Genomic DNA, 17,422 nt, shown 5'->3' on the forward strand with positions numbered 1-17,422 from the left:
GCGAAACTAGCAAATTTGACGAAAAATTAGCTAATGCTAAATTTGTATATTGGATGATTTTATTCTTGTTGAAGCACATGAATTTGTAGAATACTAGCCTAGCCAAACTAGTTAATCGGCTGGAAAGCCTTATGCTTATTGGCTCTCGGATGTTTTCCCTAGTTAATGCCAAAGTCATATTTACTCGCTAAGTTAGTAAACATTGGTAAATGAGTAAAAATTCGAACGGTTGTGCTAAAAAACATTTTGCGTGTAATATTGTTGTCGAATATCAAATGTAAGATTCGGGTAAGAATTTTCAAATTGCAAACCAAGGAGTAAGTCTATGAGAATCGGCATTCCCGCCGAGAGCCGGCCGGGCGAGACGCGTGTAGCGGCGACCCCAGAAACCATAAAAAAATATGTTGCAGCTAAGCACAGCGTGATCGTGCAAGCCGGTGCAGGTATTGCTGCCAGCATTACCGATGAAGCTTATCAAGCTGCCGGTGCCCAAATCGGCACTGCGGCTGAAGCTTTTGCTGCAGAACTGATCCTCAAGGTCAGAGCGCCATCGGCAGAAGAGCGTGCCCTGATCAAGTCCGGTACGGTACTGGTTGGTATGCTCAATCCTTTTGATGCTGAGAATATCGCAGCGATGGCCGCACACGGCATCTCTGCTTTTGCACTCGAAGCGGCACCGCGTATTACCCGTGCGCAGTCGCTCGACGTCTTGTCATCCCAAGCCAATATCGCCGGTTACAAAGCCGTGTTAATGGCGGCCAATACCTATCAACGTTTCATGCCTATGCTGATGACTGCCGCCGGCACCGTTAAAGCCGCGCGTGTCCTGATCATGGGCGTAGGCGTAGCTGGTTTGCAGGCGATCGCAACGGCCAAACGTCTGGGGGCCGTGATTGAAGCCTCGGATGTAAGACCTCCGGTCAAAGAGCAAGTCGAATCATTAGGTGCGAAATTTATCGACGTGCCTTACGAAACCGATGAAGAGCGCGAGATCGCCAAAGGCGCAGGCGGTTACGCCCGCTCTATGCCAGCAGCGTGGATGGCACGTCAAGCGGCCTTGGTGCATGAGCGCGCCAAACAAGCCGACATCATCATCACCACCGCCTTGATCCCAGGGCGCAAAGCACCGATCCTGATCTCGGAAGAAACCGTCAAGGCCATGAAACCAGGTTCGGTGATCGTCGATATGGCGGTCGAGCAGGGCGGCAATTGCCCACTCTCTGAACTAGGCAAGACGGTCACCAAGTACGGCGTGCATATCATAGGTGAGCCAAATCTGGCGACCCTGCTGGCGGCCGACGCCTCAGCCTTGTATGCCCGCAACGTACTTGATTTCCTCAAGCTGATCATCGATAAGGATGCGGCGCTGGTGATCAATAAAGAAGATGAAATCATCGCTGCCACACTGGTCTGTGCCGGCGGCGAAGTACTTAAAAAATAATACTGAAATAGAAATACGGAATTAGGAATTACCATGCAAAGAAATATGCTACGCGCCAAAATTCATCGCGCAACTGTCACCCAGTGCGATCTCCACTACGAAGGTTCGTGTGGTATCGATGAAAATCTGCTCGATGCCGCCGACATCAAGGAACATGAGCAAATTGAGCTGTACAACGTTAACAATGGCGAACGCTTCTCCACCTATGTCATCAAAGGCAAACGCGGTAGCGGTGAAATCTCCTTAAACGGTGCAGCAGCACGTCGTGTACAACTGGGCGATCTGATGATTATTTGTACTTACGCACCGATGACGGATGAAGAAGCAAGTAGCTTCAAGCCGAAAGTGGTGTTTGTGGATGGCAAGAATCAGATCACTAGTCTGAAAGCCTATTAATCTCGCAGATGTTCGCAGAGATTAATGCGGGTTAATTAAAATTGCATGTCTAAGCCTTATCAATAAATTTAACAGAGAGGACATCATGGAAGTTAGTCATACCCTTACCAACCTCATCATTTTTGTGTTGGCGATTTACGTCGGTTACCACGTGGTTTGGACCGTTACCCCAGCTTTACATACGCCTTTAATGGCGGTGACCAATGCCATTTCTGCCATCATCATTGTCGGCGCCATGTTGGCCGCCGGTCTGACTGAAGGCTTGCTGGCGCAGGTAATGGGCACGGTTGCCGTGGCTTTGGCCGCAGTGAACGTGTTTGGTGGATTTTTGGTGACCCAGCGCATGCTGGAAATGTTTAAGAAAAAAGAACCTAAAGTTGCCGCCAAGGAGATCAAATAATGAGTATGAATTTGGTCACAATGTTGTACCTGATCGCCTCAGTGTGTTTTATTCAGGCGCTTAAGGGCTTGTCGCATCCATCTACCGCAAGACGTGGTAACGCCTTCGGTATGGCGGGTATGGCGCTGGCGGCGTTCACCACGATCGCTTTGATCGTGAAGCTCAAATCAGAAGCATCTGGCTCTGGCCTCGGTTATGGCCTGGTAATCCTAGGCGTGGTGGTCGGTGGCGGTATCGGTGCCACGCTGGCGAAACGGGTAGAGATGACCAAGATGCCTGAACTGGTGGCAGCGATGCATTCCCTGATCGGTCTGGCAGCGGTCTGTATCGCGGTGGCAGTGGTGGCTGAGCCTTGGATTTTCAATATCACGGCACGCGATGCGGCGATCCCGTTTGGTAATCGTCTTGAGTTGTTTATCGGTACCTTTGTCGGTGCGATTACTTTCTCAGGTTCGGTCATCGCTTTCGGTAAATTATCGGGTAAATATAAATTCCGCCTGTTCCAGGGGGCGCCAGTTAGTTTTGCCGGTCAGCATATGTTGAACCTATTGCTGGCTTTGGCGATGCTGGGTTTCGGCCTGATGTTTTGCTTCGCTCCTGGTACTGCGCCAGCCTGGTTGCCGTTTGTCTTGATGGCCGCGATCGCCTTTGTACTGGGTGTATTGATCATCATCCCTATCGGCGGTGCTGATATGCCGGTGGTGGTGTCTATGCTCAATAGTTACTCTGGTTGGGCTGCGGCCGGTATCGGTTTTTCTTTGAATAACTCGATGTTGATCATTGCCGGTTCGCTGGTCGGATCTTCCGGTGCAATTCTCTCTTACATCATGTGTAAGGCGATGAACCGCTCCTTCTTCAATGTCTTACTGGGTGGCTTTGGTGGTGCTCCGGTAGAGGCAGCGGCAGGTGGACAGGTACAGCGTCCGGTAAAATCTGGTTCGGCCGATGACGTCGCTTTCTTACTGGGCAATGCCGAGACCGTCATCATCGTTCCTGGTTATGGCTTAGCCGTGGCCCGTGCTCAGCATTCTCTGAAAGAATTGACTGAGAAGCTGACACATAAAGGTATCACGGTTAAGTATGCGATCCATCCTGTGGCGGGTCGTATGCCTGGCCACATGAACGTTTTGTTGGCAGAAGCGGAAGTACCTTACGATCAGGTGTTTGAGATGGAAGACATCAATAACGAGTTCGCGCAAGCCGACGTAGTGCTGGTGCTGGGTGCCAATGACGTGGTGAATCCTGCCGCTAAAGATCCAAAATCAGCGATTGCCGGTATGCCAATTCTGGAAGCCTACAAAGCGAAGACGGTGATCGTCAACAAACGTTCTATGGCCTCCGGTTATGCCGGTTTGGACAATGAATTGTTTTACATGGATAAAACCATGATGGTGTTTGGCGATGCCAAGAAGGTCATTGAAGACATGGTCAAGGCGATCGATTAAGTCTTAAGCCCCAATAAAAAGCCCTCTCAAATTTTGAGAGGGCTTTTTTATTTCTTGGGCATTTTTTTCGTCGCTCTGAAGTGAAACTTAAAATCGGAACTTAAAATGACTTCAGCACTTGCTTGTGTTTGATGCGCGTGATGATCTGTTCGGCTTTTCCTGCGGTGCTTTTGCCTTCGCAGAAATAATCGTAGAACAGGGTGTTGTGTTGCTTATTCGCGCCAGCGTCGGAAATTCTCTCCCATTGATCTCGACGCGAGTTTGACCAGCTACCGTCACTGCGGCCAAAGGCGTATAGTTTTTTTTCACCAGTCTGGCAGCGTATCCCTTCATAGCTGATGTTCTTGGCACCACCACTGCTATTTGAGACCAGGGTGTAGCGTACGCTGCCATCGCTATTCACGCTCAGGGATTTGGCATCGATAAAAAAGGCCTGACTGCCACTGTCATAAAACGCCAGCAAATTTTCTGCCACCGGTGCGGCCGGCAAAGTGAGCGCAATTTCCTGCCATTCTTTGTTGACTTCCTCTTCTATGTCGCGACTAGTCGCTGCCAAGGCTAGTTGCGTCAAGCCGCTAAGAGCCAGCGCTGCCAAAATACGTTTTGGCAGTGGCAGCGCTAGGTGGAGTTCAGATCGTCTATTTTGCTTCATCTTTGCCATCTTCATTGCTTGCACTCGTTGTGATGTCTATGCTTATGCTGACACTAGTCTGTATCGACTGCAGGCTAGTTGCGGCGGCATCTTCTAAGCTTGCCTCCACGCTGCGCGCAGGTTTGCGTTGTGCGCCCGGATGATCGGTTCTGTGGATGAAGCGCGATAATTCTTGCAGGGCGAGTTGATACACGCCACGCTTAAACTCTATCACCACATCTAAAGGTACCCAATAATCATGCCAACGCCAGGCGTCAAATTCAGGGTGATTGCTGGCACGCAGATTGACGTCGCAATCGCGTCCTACCATGCGCAACAGAAACCAGATCTGTTTTTGGCCACGATAATGCCCGCGAATTTCACGCTTGATGAAATGATCCGGCACCTCATAGCGCAGCCAGTCACGGGTTCTACCTATGATCTTGACGTGTTCAGGCCGCAAACCGGTTTCTTCTTCCAGTTCGCGAAACATGGCCTGTTCCGGAGATTCGCCGTACTTGATACCACCTTGAGGAAACTGCCAAGAATGTTCGCGTACCCGCTTGCCCCACCAAACTTCATTGCTCGCATTGAGCAATATGATGCCTACGTTAGGCCGAAAGCCTTCACGATCTAGCATGTTCAACCTCAATACTTTCTGCGGCTAAACGGCGTGCTCCTGAAATGTCAAATGATGTCGTGCGTGATTTATCGTGTATTTTCACTATGGAACACGGTGTTCATCACATAAAAATGCAAATAAGGCGCAGTTTCCATCATCAAATATGCAAAGAGTAGGCGCATTAGCCAACTAATCCTTTAAAATTGAGATGATTATAACCCTCTATTTTTGAAAAGAATCATTGTCATGCGTGCTACAAGGTTTTTTATTTCCACTTTGAAAGAAGCTCCTGCCGATGCAGAAATCGTCAGCCATAAATTGATGATGCGTGCCGGCATGATTAAGCGTCTCGGTTCCGGTATCTACAACTACATGCCTATGGGCTTGCGCGTGATTCGCAAAGTGGAAAATATCGTGCGCGAAGAGATGAATCGTTCGAATGCGATCGAGATGTTGATGCCAGTGGTGCAGCCTGCCGAGTTATGGCAAGAGACTGGCCGCTGGGACAAGATGGGCCCGGAGCTGATGCGTGTTAAAGACCGCCACGGGCGTGAATACGCGATCCAGCCTACCTCAGAAGAGGTGATTACCGACGTAGTACGCTCCGAGATCAAATCTTATCGTCAGTTGCCACTGAATTTTTATCATATCCAGACCAAGTTTCGTGATGAGCGCCGGCCACGTTTTGGCTTGATGCGTGGGCGCGAGTTCACCATGAAGGATGCTTATTCTTTCGATCGCAATGTAGATGGTCTGAAGCAGTCTTATCAAGTGATGTTTGATGCTTACACGCGTATTTTTACACGCTTTGGCCTGGAGTTCCGTGCCGTGGCGGCTGACAATGGCGCTATCGGTGGTTCCGGTTCGCACGAGTTTCACGTGATCGCCGATACCGGCGAAGATGCGATCGTGTATTGCCCAAGTTCGGATTACGCTGCGAATATGGAAGCGGCCGAGGCCGTGGCACCAAGTGGTGAGCGCGCTGCTGCCAGCGCTGCGCTAACTAAAACGGCGACCCCAGGCAAAGCCAAATGTGAAGATGTGGCTGAGTTGTTGGCGATTCCTTTGACATCCACCGTGAAGTCTATCGTGCTGACGGTAGAAACTGAAGAGAAGGGCGCCCTACATAAACAAGTCTGGTTATTGCTGCTACGCGGTGATCATGAACTCAATGAAATCAAGGTCAGCAAAATCCCTGGTCTGGCAAATAACCGCTTCGCCACCGAAGACGAAATCGTCGAACATTTTGGTACCCGTCCAGGTTACCTCGGTCCTATCAATACCAGCTTGCCAGTCAAGATCGTGGCGGACCGTACGGTTGCCATGATGAGCGATTTTGTGTGTGGCGCGAATGAGGCCGATTTCCATTTTACCGGTGCCAACTGGGGTCGCGATCTTCCCGAAGCGCAAGTCGCTGATCTGCGTAATGTGGTGGCGGGTGATGCCTCACCCGATGGCAAAGGCGTCTTGGCGATACAGCGTGGGATAGAAGTTGGTCACGTGTTCCAGCTCGGCACTAGCTATTCCGAGTCCATGAAAGCTACTTTCCTGGATGAAAACGGCAAGCCACAATTCTTGCAAATGGGTTGTTACGGCATAGGCGTGACACGCATCTTGGGCGCGGCGATAGAACAGAATTTTGATGATAAGGGCATCATCTGGCCTACCGCGATCGCGCCGTTTGAAGTCGTGCTTTGCCCTATGGGGATGGATAAGAGCGAAGCAGTCAAAGAACAAGTCGAGAGCTTGTACGCAGCATTGCTGGCGGCCGGTGTCGATGTGATTCTGGACGATAGAGGTCAACGTCCGGGTGCCATGTTCGCCGATTGGGAATTGATCGGGGTACCGCATCGCATCGTGATTGGTGACCGTGGCTTGAAGGATGGCATGCTCGAATATCAGGGTCGTCGCGATACCGAAGCTACTGCCGTCGCCGTGCCAGATATGCTGTCCTTCATCCTGGCGAAATTGGCTGGGAAATAATATACAGGGATGGAGTATATTTTAATGCGCACGTCTTTCGTGCGAGTTGAGCCTAAATTAAGCGATACCCCCGGGTTTTCGCTTAATTGCTGGTTCAGGCAGCAGCTACGCTTACTCAGTATTTCTGCATTTCTCTGCGCGCTTTTTAGTTCGCCCTTGGCCTTGGCCGGGAATCAAAAAGAAGAGGCGATGGCCGATTCGGTGCGGCTGGCCTTATCCAAATTGGTCAGTGATCCGCGTCCCCCTAAGCCTAGTTTTGATCAGATCGAAGAGCGTATCAAATATCTGCATTGGCTGGCCGAGATGTCGGATCGCTTGAAGCGACGTCTGACCGATAAGCAAACCCGACTCGAATTCATAGAAGCCGTCTGGTACGAATCGAAACGCGCCGGACTCGATCCGGCCATGGTGCTGGGCCTGATACAGGTAGAGTCGGGCTTTCGTAAATACGCAACTTCAGTGGTCGGCGCGCGCGGCTATATGCAGGTGATGCCATTCTGGTCGCGCGTGATCGGCGACCGTGATGCGCAAAAGCTATTTCAGATGCAATCGAACCTGCGTTATGGCTGCGCGATTTTACGCATGTACATCGATATGGAAGCGGGCAACCTGTATCTGGCCTTAGGACGTTACAACGGCAGTCGGGGTCGGCCTGAGTATCCAAATGCAGTTTTGGCGAACTGGAAGAATTGGGAATACAAAAAGTAGCGCTACAAAAACCTCGCATGCGCGGCTGAGCTGCTTAGCCTCGCACTGAAATTTTCCCTGTGTTTTCATTGATACCAAAACCTATACGCATATTCCATGCGCCTCACAGCCGTTTTTGGCTCTGTGAGGCGCAGCGATATTGCGTGCGGTTTTCTTATTTGTATGTCGCTGTCTGTATGCTGCCTACAAGTAGAGCCAAGTATTTTGCTTTGTAGAGGTTGAAATTATTTAAGCAGCTCACTGCTTGTGGCTTTCTGTCGCTTAGTCATTTCTATGCGTCGTGCAGATTCAGACTTCGATGATTTTAGCGTTCACTTTGCTCAATTAGATTTACCGTGCTCATGTATGATTTTTTCATACGTACCATCTTTTTTTAGTTCTAATAAAATCTCATCAAATTTATCGCGCACTAGATCGAGGTTTTTTTTCTTTGAAAACGCGATATAACTAGGAATCGCCTGGACTTCAGGAGTTAGTTCTCTGACTTTATCCATCGCATCTTTGTGCTTTAAAATATCCAATGCCCCATACCTGTTACTCACTAAAATATCGAATCGTTTAGCTAGTAATTTATCGACATTTTGCTCCCCGGTATAGGTGGTGTCAGGCGCTTTAATCAATTTGTTTTTAACTGCATTATCAAAAACATCGCCGTAACTGACTTTATTCACCACCCCAAAGCTATAACCAGCGAGCTTCTGTAAATCGCCATCAAATTTAATTTCTGTGCCTTTCAAAACAAAAAGGGACACGGTCTGTGGCATCAGTACGACTCTAGAGTAATCAGCAAAGGTTTCTCTTTCGGCTGTTTTGTATGCGGTAAAAATGGCGTCGGCCGTGCCTGCTTCTATCATTTTGATTGAGCGCGCCCACGGCATTAATGTGATGTTGATTGGTTGCTGCATTCGGCGAAAAACTTCCTTCACAATTTCCACCACCATTCCATTAGTCTGGCCTTTTTCTTCATATTGATAGGGTGGGTATTGTAGAGTTACCAGCTCTAGTGTTGCGGCCTTTGCAGTTACGGCGTAAATCATCAAACCGAAACAGAAGAGACCGATACAATTTTTTTTCATAAGAGCGCCTCTTAATCTATTTTATTTGCTCAGTGAAAGCTGGTTGATGTGTAGTAATTCACATCATATAGGATTTGCACAAAACTATTCGAGTATCTTAGGTCGCCAGTATCAAGTAGTGAGGGGAGGGATGGCGCCGAATCGGCCGCGCATATTCCATGCGCCTCGCAGCCGCTTTTTGCTCTGTGAGGCGCAGCTACATTGCGCATTGCCGACACGCGATTTGAAAACTCTACACTGATAAAAATCCAGGCACAAAAAAGCCCGCGCGATGCGGGCGTTTTTGTTTGGGATTGGGCTAAGCACACCCAATAGTTTCCCAAAAAACTGCGGCTACACTAAATATCAGGACAGGTGGCCAGAAATCAGTTTAGTCATCTCAAACATAGACACTTGTGCTTTACCGCCGAAAACGGCTTTCAGCTTGTCATCTGCGTTGATGTTGCGACGATTCGCGGCATCTTGCAAATCATGCTTTTTGATGTATTCCCATACTTTTTTAGTGACTTCAGTACGTGGAATTGCTGCTGTACCGATCACTGCTGCCAATGTTGGGGAAATAGTCATTGGCTTCATGAAGGCTGCGTTTGGCTTACGCGCTGGGGCGTCTGCTTTAGCTGCTTTTGGTGCGGCTTTAACTGCTGGCTTCGCTGCGGCCTTAGGGGCTGCTGCTGGTTTTTTAACTGCGGCTGCTGGTTTTGCTGCTGCTTTTTTTGGTGCTGTTGCCATATTGAGGCTCCTTCACAAATTCGTTGAAAATGCGCCATTTCACGCATCTCTTATAGTGGTGGGCTTTGCAGGGCGATGCAAGTCTTTTTTGTCACTTTTTGTAGAAAATGTGACGGATTTAGCAGCGTGACGCCCTTCAAGACGAAAAAAAACCGGATCTGGCGTATTTTCGCGAGATCCGGTAGCGGCTAGGCGCTGCTTAGCGTTTGCCTGGCATCATGCCTTTCATGCCGCGTAACATCTTCATCATGCCGCCGCCTTTGAGTTTTTTCATCATGGTTTGCATTTGATCGAATTGCGCCAGCATGCGATTGACTTCTTGAATCTGGACTCCGGCACCGGCCGCGATGCGGCGTTTGCGCGAGGCCTTGATCAGATCGGGCTTGGCTCTTTCTAGCGGCGTCATCGAGTTAATCATGCCTTCCATGCGGCGTACTTGCTTGTCGGCCTGACCCATGTTGGCACCATTCGCGGCTTGCTGTAATTGGGCTGGCAGTTTATCCATCAGATTGGCCATGCCGCCCATTTTTTTCATCTGGCTCAGTTGCAGCTGGAAATCGTTCATGTCGAACTTGCCGCCGACCTTGAGCTTTTGCGCCAGATCTTGCGCAGCGGCGACGTCCATGCCTTTTTGGGCGGACTCAACCAGTGCCAGAATATCGCCCATTCCCAAAATACGATTGGCCATGCGGGTAGGGTCAAAGGCTTCCAGACCGTCGAGCTTTTCTGAGATACCGGCAAATTTAATTGGTTTGCCGGTGATGTGGCGTACCGACAGGGCGGCACCACCGCGTGCATCACCGTCTAACTTAGTCAGCACCACACCAGTCAGTGGCAAGGCATCGTTAAACGCCTTGGCGGTATTGACCGCATCTTGCCCCAGCATGGCATCGACCACAAACAGGGTTTCTATAGGATTTACCGCAGCGTGCACCGCAGTAATCTCTAGCATCATGGCTTCGTCGATACCGAGGCGACCGGCGGTATCAATGATCAAGACATCGTGATGATGTTTTTTTGCGTAATCTAAAGCTGCCAGCGCGATATCGACAGGTTTGTCAGTCGGCAGGGTAGGGAAGAAGTCGGCACCGACTTGCGCCGTGACGGTTTGCAGCTGACCGATCGCGGCAGGGCGATACACGTCGGCAGAAACGGTTAAGACCTTTTTCTTCTTTTGCTCTTTTAAATACTTGGCCAGCTTACCGACCGTGGTGGTTTTACCGGCACCTTGCAAACCGGCCATCAGGATGATGGCTGGCGGCTGGGTGGCAAAGCTCAGTTGATAGGCTTCTTCGCCCAGATCGGCGCCCATTAAGGATGCCAGTTCTTTCTGCACCACCCCGACCAGTGCCTGGCCCGGTGTCAGCGAGCTGATGACTTCCTCACCTAGCGCTCTTTCTTTGACGCGGGCGATCAGGTCGCGCACTGCGGGCAACGCAACGTCGGCCTCTAATAGTGCCATACGTACTTCGCGCAGCATCTCTGCGGTATTGGTTTCGGTCAAGCGCGCTTCGCCACGCATGGTCTTGACCACTTTGGCGAGGCGTTGGGTAAGGTTATCTAGCATGGTGAATTTGGATTCTTAATAAGTAGGGGGTTCTAGCCAGCTAAGCCAGCTAAGCCAAATAGGGCGCTTAGCATAAATTAACCCGCCATTTTAACCGATGTATCAGCCCTGACCAGTGCTTACCATTACTTACAGCTAGTTTGCCTGACTGAAGGCAAGATGAAAGCCATGCTGCGGCATGATGAAAGGCTGTGATGAACAAGGCTTTTGTCTGGAAATTCAGAAAAGTAATGCAAAAATTCTGGATTTTCGGATTCAACTAGTAGTTCTACCGATGTTCTTAGCGGCAAATCAGGCTTAAATCGGGCGAATCCAAGAGCATGTAGGCAGACCGCTAAGATGGCATGATAATTGCCAGATGGAAATTATATTGAAAAATAAAGGAGATGAAATGAGGTTAAATACGCTGTTTTTTAGAAAATTTAGAGCGATAAGCACGCTGGCATTGTGCGCTAGCTTTTTGAGCTTGACTGCACCGGTAGCTGCAGAGGAGGGCGTGAGCGACAGCACCATCCTAATCGGGCAGACGGTAGGCGTGACTGGTCAGATCGCCGGACCGGTGAAAGAAATGATGGCGGGTGCCAATGCCTATTTCAATGCGACGAATAAAAATGGTGGTATCAACGGCCGCAAAATTGAGTTACTCACTTTGGATGATAAATTCGATCCTGCCTTAGCCGCGGCCAATGCCGAAACTTTAATTAAAAAAGAGCATGTGCTGGCGTTGTTTCAATCTCGCGGCACCCCGCATACCGAGGCTATCCTGCCCTTGCTTGCCAGCCATAAAATTCCTTTGATTGCGCCTAGCACCGGTGCCACGGTATTTCATCAGACCACCAATCGCTATCTATTTAATGTGCGTGCCAAATATCAGGATGAGGTGTCCAAGGCGGTCCAGCAATTTTCGACGATAGGGATAAAAAAAATCTCTTTGATGTACGTCGATGACAGTTTTGGCAAAGACGGTTTGGCAGGTTTTGAAAAAGTCATGGCTCAGCAAAAACTCAAACCTATCAGCATCAATAAATTTGAGCGCGCCAAACCCGAACTCGATGCAGTAGTGGCTAGCGCGGTCAAGGCCGAGCCACAAGGCATACTTATCGTTGCTTCGGCAGCCAGTACGGCTGAGCTCATTAAAAAACTGCGCGCACAGAACCCCTTAATTCAATTGATGACTTTATCGAATAATGCTTCGCAATCCTTCGTCGATGAGCTAGGTAAATTCGGCCAGGGTGTGATGATGTCGCAAATTATGCCAGATGCCTCTTCACTCGCGACTGGTCTGGGTCAAGAATTTAAGAGTATGGCGCAAGCAAATGGGGTGAATCCTTCGTATGCGGCAATGGAGGGTTTTGTGTCTGCCAAGGTCTTGGTCGAAGGCTTAAAGCGCGCTGGCCGTAGTCTGACACGTGAGAGTCTGATTAGCGGTTTGGAGTCTATGCGTAAAGTCGACATAGGTGGTCTGATACTTAGTTACAGCGAACGCGATCATAATGGTAGCGAGTTTGTCGAGCTCACCATGATTAATAAGAGCGGCAAGTTTATTCGCTGATGCCGAGTAGGCCTGCTTTGATCTGAAAATTCAGACTGTCAATCAGATAGCAGTCGGAATTTTCAGACTGCAAACGTCTAGATTTTTCTCTCTTCATAGTGGGTGCCTGTGGTGACCTGGTCTATTCGCCCTGGCACGAAGCATGCTATATAGCTAAGGCGAATAGAATTTATGTCAGTCTTGGGAATTTTTCCTCGGCATGAATGCTAGCGCATACCAAAATACAGGAGACCTCTATGTTAAAAAAAATCAAAATTGCCAGTCTATTATTGCCCTTGCTTGCCATGTCGGCACAAGCTCAGGAAACCATACGTCTGGGTAATCTCAAATTCGCCCATTATGGCGCGGTCTCGTATATCAAAGAAATCGCGCCTAAGTGCGGTATCAAAGTCGAAGAAAAAGTGTTCGCCAAAGGCCTCGATGCGATGCAGGCAGTGATTGCCGGCGAACTCGATGTCGCGGCCGTTTCCTCTGAGGCTGTGATCTCGGCGCGTGCCAGCGGTACACCTATCTATCTGGTGGCTGGATTTGCCAAGGGCGGGGCGCGCCTGATGGGGCGTGCCGATCTGGGTATGAAGACAGTCAAAGACCTTAAAGGCAAAAAGGTCGGCGTGACGCGCGGCGGCATCCAAGAAATTTTGCTGGCGGCAGAGTTGTCGCAAAACGGTTTGACGTATTCGGATCAGCCAGGAAAAGACGTGCAAATTATTTATTTGGGTTTCCCGGATTTGAATCAGGCTTTACTGGGTAAAAATCTCGATGCCATCATGCAGTCCGAGCCTTATTCTTCGCAGGCCATCAGCAAGGGTTTTGGCAATGAAATTATCAAGCCCTATGACACCCCTATCGGTGAGCCGGTACGTACCATGGTAATGACAGAAAAATTCTACAAAGAGCGCAGACCGGTAGCAGAAAAATTCATGCGTTGTTTCGTCGAAGCCACCAAGACGTTTATTGATAACCGCGATCTGGCTGAAAAATACGTGCGTGAAAACATGTTCAAGGGACAGGTCAGCCATGAAGATTTCGTCAACGCCATAGAAAACTCGCCGTATTCGTATGACGTGACAGCCGAGCATATCCAGATCACCACCGATCTGATGCAGAAATATGGCGTCGGCAAAATGAGCAAGCCACCGGTCGCCAAAGACTGGGTCAAGACCGATTTGCTAGAGCAAGCTAAAAAGAGCATGAACATCAAATAATTCCGCTTATTCCGGCTGCGCGCAGCTTTGTATCCACTATGGATCAGCTGTGCGCGCCAAAACATCAAGGACAAACTATGAAATTGAATTGGCGTGAAATGGGCGCGGGTCTGATCGTACCCACGCTGCTCATCCTGCTGTGGCAGCTGGTGACGAGCATGGGCTGGGTAAATGCACAGGTATTACCTTCGCCGTGGGCGGTGGTGATCAAATGGTTGGAATATGCAGCACCTTATGAGCCCTACGATGCGGCCAATATGAGTTGGCTGAGCTGGGTGTTTTCGGGCGAATTGATACGCGACACCATGGGCAGTATGTATAGAGTTGCGGTAGGTTTTATTGTCGGTGCCGGCCTGGCTTTGCCTTTAGGTTTGGCGATGGGGGCCAGTCAGCGCGTGTATGCCTGGCTCAATCCTTTGATGCAGGTATTGCGTCCTATCCCACCGATTGCGTATATCCCTTTGTCTATCCTGTGGTTCGGTCTGGGTAATCCCCCGGCGATTTTCCTCATCGCGATTGGGGCGTTTTTCCCTGTGCTGATGAATACCATTGCCGGTGTGCGTCATGTTGACAGCATCTATATTCGTGCCGCCCGTAATCTCGGGGCGAGCCAGACCACCATGTTTTTGCGCGTGATGCTGCCAGCTTCGGTTCCTTATATTCTGTCCGGCGTGCGTATCGGTATCGGTACCGCTTTTATCGTGGTGATCGTGTCGGAAATGATCGCCGTGAATAACGGCCTGGGTTTCCGGATACTGGAAGCGCGTGAGTATTTCTGGTCAGACAAAATCATCGCCGGTATGTTCAGCATAGGTATGCTGGGTTTGGCGATCGATCTGGCGATGAATAAACTGAATAATCATTTACTGCGCTGGCACCGTGGACTGGAGAACTAAGATGACAAATCAAGTACATGGCCTAGGCAATGCCGCGCAAATCAAGGTCAGCGGCGTAAATAAAATTTTTAAAACTGCCGATAAAGAAGTGGTCGCGCTCAAGGATATCAATCTGGAGATTAACCAGGGTCAGTTCGTCTGCCTGCTGGGGCCTTCCGGTTGCGGCAAATCTACCCTGCTTAACGCCATCGCCGGTTTTGCTTTACCTAGTTCAGGCAGCATTACTACCGATGAAAAATTGGTTAGCGCACCAGGGCCGGAGCGTGGCATGGTGTTTCAGGAGTACGCGCTGTTTCCGTGGATGACGGTAGAGCAAAATATCGCTTTCGGCCTGGAAATTAAGGGCATGGGCAAGGCCGAAATTGCCCCGCGCGTGGCCAGTTTGTTGGGCATGCTGGGGCTGGCTGATTTTAAAAATCGCTTTCCGAAAGACCTGTCGGGCGGCATGCGCCAGCGCGTTGCGATTGCGCGGGTGCTGGCGCTCGACTCTCCAATTATGCTGATGGACGAGCCTTTCGGTGCACTCGATGCCTTAACCCGCCGCAATCTGCAAGATGAATTATTGCGCATCTGGTCCGATTTGAAAAAAACCATCATCTTTGTCACGCACAGCATAGAAGAGGCGATTTATCTGGCTGACCGGATAGTGGTCATGACTTACCGCCCGGGTACCGTCAAGCGCGACATCATGGTGGACTTGCCGCGCCAGCGCGATCCGTCGTCGGCCGAGTTCAATGCGCTGAAACGCGAACTGGGACAATTGGTGATGGAAGAGCAGCAGCGCCATCACAATGACGAGTTGAAAATGGCCGCGGTGGATTAACTGAAGGTGATGACGCAGTGAGAGCGCAGAGGTGAAATCTATGAGCGGTGGCAAACGCATTATTTGGCTGGCGACGACGATCGTGATCGCCCTGGCATTGGTGTTTGCCACCTATCTGCTGGCGGCGCGTAAGGCGGCTGACGAGAGTCGCCAGGCTGGTGAGCGCCAGTTACAGATGATTGCGCTGGATCTGGAGTCGGTGCTGGAACGCTACGAAACTTTGCCGTATGCGGTGGCGTATTTGCCGTTGGCGGCGCAGGCACTGAACAGGCCGCAAGATCTGGCTGTGCAGCGCGAGCTTAATCTGATGCTGCAAGACTTGCAGCTGCAGGCCAAGGTCGAGGCGATTTATCTGATGGATACTACTGGCACCACGATTGCCAGTAGTAATTGGGAGAGTGCCAGCAGCTACATAGGGAAAAATTTTGGTTTCCGACCCTATTTTAGCGAGGCAATCAAGGCCAATGGCGTGGGCGGCACGACTGGGCATTTTTATGCCATAGGCAATAGCACGAATATTCCCGGCTACTTTATCGCGCAGGCGGTCTACCCGGTGGGCAGCCAAAGGGCAGCTGCAAAACCCTTAGGCGTGATCGCAGTCAAAATCAGTTTGCGGGGCTTCGAGCAAGCCTGGCGTAGTAGTGAAGAGCCGATCGCGCTGGCCGACCGCAATGGCGTGGTGTTTTTAAGTAATCGCGCGGCCTGGCAATATCATAGTTTGCAAGCGCTGGATCAGTCTGTGCAACAGAGTCTGCTGGCAACCCTGCAATATGCGGACAAGCAGATCAGCCCTATACGCAGTTTGCCAAAAGCCGAGCATGCCGATTTTGGCGAATATCTAGCACGCCCTATCGGTCGTTTGGGCTGGCAATTGATGCTGTTTCCGAATCAGGCCAAGGTGCAAAAGTCGGCGTTGCAAGCTGCCATGATCGCTGCGCTGATGGCAGGCGTGCTGCTGGCTGTCGCGGGGGCTTTTTATCAGCGGCAGCGACGTCTGGCAGAGGGGTTGCTCGCACAATCGGCCTTAAGAAATGCAGCAGATGATTTGGATCGAAAAATCGCCTTGCGCACCGTGGAGCTGACTGCCGGCAATGAGCAGCTGGAAGCGCAGTTGCAAAAATTGCGAGTCACCGAGAGCCTGTTGCGCAGTACGCAAAACGAGATGCTGCAGGCTGGCAAACTGGCCATGTTGGGACAGATGGCAGCCGGTATCACGCATGAATTGAATCAACCTTTGACGGCGATTCGCGCCTTTGCCGACAATGCCGGAGTGTTTTTGGCGCGCGGTAATGCGCAGCAAGCGAGCGCTAATTTACAGCATATTAGCGATGCCAGTGCGCGTATGGGTGCCCTGATCGCCCAGCTAAAATCCTATTCGCGCAAAAGTTCTGAGCTGCTCAGCGTGGTCGATGTGGCGCAATCGATTCATGCGGCGGCCGCCATCTTGCGTAGCGAATTTGAAAGGCAAGGCGCACAACTGGAAATATGCTTGAACGGCGAGAGCGCACAAGTGCTGGGTGACAGCATACGGCTAGAACAAGTCTTGATTAATCTTATCCATAATGCGCTCGATGCACTGGACGCTGTCGAGCCAGCTGAGCTAAAAAAAGTCACGGTGGTATTGGCGCAAGATGCCGACACGGTCAGCATACGCATCATGGATAATGGGATAGGTTTGGCCGATCAGGTGCTGCAACATTTGTTTGAACCCTTCTTTACCACCAAGCCATCGGGTTCTGGTCTGGGCTTGGGTTTGTCGATTTCTGCCAGCATAGTACAGGCCATGAACGGGCAATTATTAGCCAGTAATCGCGAGCAGGGGGGGGCCGAGTTTGTGTTGCACATTCCCCGCCATGCTAGTTAGTTGTTTCAATATACTCCTCCAGGGTATTTTTTAATCACGCAGATGGTATATGCGCGAATGCAGTGATTTGATTTTAAAATAAGG

16 protein-coding genes are annotated in these 17,422 nt (G+C 50.3%); 11 read left to right on the forward strand and 5 right to left on the reverse strand.

Going from position 1 to position 17,422, the window contains the following annotated elements:
- The first annotated feature begins 325 nt into the window (after nt 1–325).
- The 4 genes from EJN92_RS12940 (at nt 326) to EJN92_RS12955 (ending at nt 3,682) form a co-directional block, all read left to right on the forward strand.
- Nucleotides 326–1,441, forward strand: a complete 1,116-nt coding sequence (locus EJN92_RS12940; protein ID WP_126128209.1) for a Re/Si-specific NAD(P)(+) transhydrogenase subunit alpha — start codon at nt 326–328, stop codon at nt 1,439–1,441.
- A gap of 33 nt (nt 1,442–1,474) precedes the next feature.
- Complete coding sequence (gene panD, locus EJN92_RS12945) at nt 1,475–1,837, forward strand: aspartate 1-decarboxylase (RefSeq protein ID WP_126128210.1); 363 nt, start codon at nt 1,475–1,477, stop codon at nt 1,835–1,837.
- 85 nt (nt 1,838–1,922) lie between these two features.
- Nucleotides 1,923–2,237, forward strand: a complete 315-nt coding sequence (locus EJN92_RS12950; protein WP_126128211.1) for an NAD(P) transhydrogenase subunit alpha part 2 — start codon at nt 1,923–1,925, stop codon at nt 2,235–2,237.
- Nucleotides 2,237–3,682 carry an NAD(P)(+) transhydrogenase (Re/Si-specific) subunit beta gene (locus tag EJN92_RS12955; protein WP_126128212.1) on the forward strand — a complete coding sequence of 482 codons (1,446 nt, stop codon included), beginning with the start codon at nt 2,237–2,239 and terminating at the stop codon, nt 3,680–3,682. Before EJN92_RS12950 ends, EJN92_RS12955 begins: the two co-directional genes overlap by 1 nt.
- 100 nt (nt 3,683–3,782) lie before the next feature.
- Here EJN92_RS12955 and EJN92_RS12960 read toward each other — a convergent pair whose 3' ends face one another.
- Both EJN92_RS12960 and EJN92_RS12965 read right to left on the reverse strand, forming a co-directional pair.
- Nucleotides 3,783–4,334: a CNP1-like family protein gene (locus EJN92_RS12960; RefSeq protein ID WP_227869532.1), complete on the reverse strand. Its 552-nt coding sequence runs from the start codon at nt 4,332–4,334 to the stop codon at nt 3,783–3,785.
- On the reverse strand, nt 4,321–4,953 hold the full coding sequence (locus EJN92_RS12965; RefSeq protein ID WP_126128214.1) for an RNA pyrophosphohydrolase: 633 nt from the start codon (nt 4,951–4,953) through the stop codon (nt 4,321–4,323). The genes EJN92_RS12960 and EJN92_RS12965 overlap by 14 nt, the downstream gene beginning before the upstream one ends.
- Nucleotides 4,954–5,181: 228 nt before the next feature.
- On the opposite strand from EJN92_RS12965, the gene EJN92_RS12970 reads away from it, so the two are divergent.
- Nucleotides 5,182–6,918 (forward strand): proline--tRNA ligase, encoded by a 1,737-nt coding sequence (locus EJN92_RS12970; protein ID WP_126128215.1) that lies wholly within the window; start codon nt 5,182–5,184, stop codon nt 6,916–6,918.
- Between the two features lie 24 nt (nt 6,919–6,942).
- Nucleotides 6,943–7,626: a lytic transglycosylase domain-containing protein gene (locus EJN92_RS12975; protein WP_407701519.1), complete on the forward strand. Its 684-nt coding sequence runs from the start codon at nt 6,943–6,945 to the stop codon at nt 7,624–7,626.
- A 320-nt stretch (nt 7,627–7,946) separates the two neighbouring features.
- Here the strand turns inward: EJN92_RS12975 and EJN92_RS12980 are convergent, their stop codons facing one another.
- The 3 genes from EJN92_RS12980 to ffh all read right to left on the reverse strand — a co-directional run bounded on the left by EJN92_RS12980 (nt 7,947) and on the right by ffh (nt 10,998).
- A complete protein-coding gene (locus tag EJN92_RS12980) occupies nt 7,947–8,702 on the reverse strand; it encodes a substrate-binding periplasmic protein (protein ID WP_126128216.1) in 756 nt (251 codons plus the stop codon).
- Between the two features lie 345 nt (nt 8,703–9,047).
- A complete protein-coding gene (locus EJN92_RS12985) occupies nt 9,048–9,431 on the reverse strand; it encodes an SWIB/MDM2 domain-containing protein (RefSeq protein WP_126128217.1) in 384 nt (127 codons plus the stop codon).
- A gap of 199 nt (nt 9,432–9,630) precedes the next feature.
- A complete protein-coding gene (ffh, locus tag EJN92_RS12990) occupies nt 9,631–10,998 on the reverse strand; it encodes a signal recognition particle protein (protein WP_126128218.1) in 1,368 nt (455 codons plus the stop codon).
- 391 nt (nt 10,999–11,389) lie between these two features.
- Between ffh and EJN92_RS12995 the strand changes: the two genes are divergently transcribed.
- The 5 genes from EJN92_RS12995 to EJN92_RS13015 all read left to right on the forward strand — a co-directional run bounded on the left by EJN92_RS12995 (nt 11,390) and on the right by EJN92_RS13015 (nt 17,338).
- A complete protein-coding gene (locus EJN92_RS12995; RefSeq protein WP_126128219.1) occupies nt 11,390–12,550 on the forward strand; it encodes an ABC transporter substrate-binding protein in 1,161 nt (386 codons plus the stop codon).
- Between the two features lie 236 nt (nt 12,551–12,786).
- On the forward strand, nt 12,787–13,755 hold the full coding sequence (locus EJN92_RS13000; protein ID WP_194074936.1) for an ABC transporter substrate-binding protein: 969 nt from the start codon (nt 12,787–12,789) through the stop codon (nt 13,753–13,755).
- A 77-nt stretch (nt 13,756–13,832) separates the two neighbouring features.
- Complete coding sequence (locus EJN92_RS13005; protein ID WP_126128220.1) at nt 13,833–14,651, forward strand: ABC transporter permease; 819 nt, start codon at nt 13,833–13,835, stop codon at nt 14,649–14,651.
- A gap of 1 nt (nt 14,652) precedes the next feature.
- Nucleotides 14,653–15,474, forward strand: a complete 822-nt coding sequence (locus EJN92_RS13010) for an ABC transporter ATP-binding protein (RefSeq protein WP_126128221.1) — start codon at nt 14,653–14,655, stop codon at nt 15,472–15,474.
- 40 nt (nt 15,475–15,514) lie between these two features.
- Complete coding sequence (locus EJN92_RS13015) at nt 15,515–17,338, forward strand: sensor histidine kinase (protein WP_126128222.1); 1,824 nt, start codon at nt 15,515–15,517, stop codon at nt 17,336–17,338.
- Nucleotides 17,339–17,422 lie beyond the last annotated feature (84 nt).

This window comes from Undibacterium parvum (genome assembly GCF_003955735.1).
GTDB lineage: Bacteria > Pseudomonadota > Gammaproteobacteria > Burkholderiales > Burkholderiaceae_D > Undibacterium > Undibacterium parvum.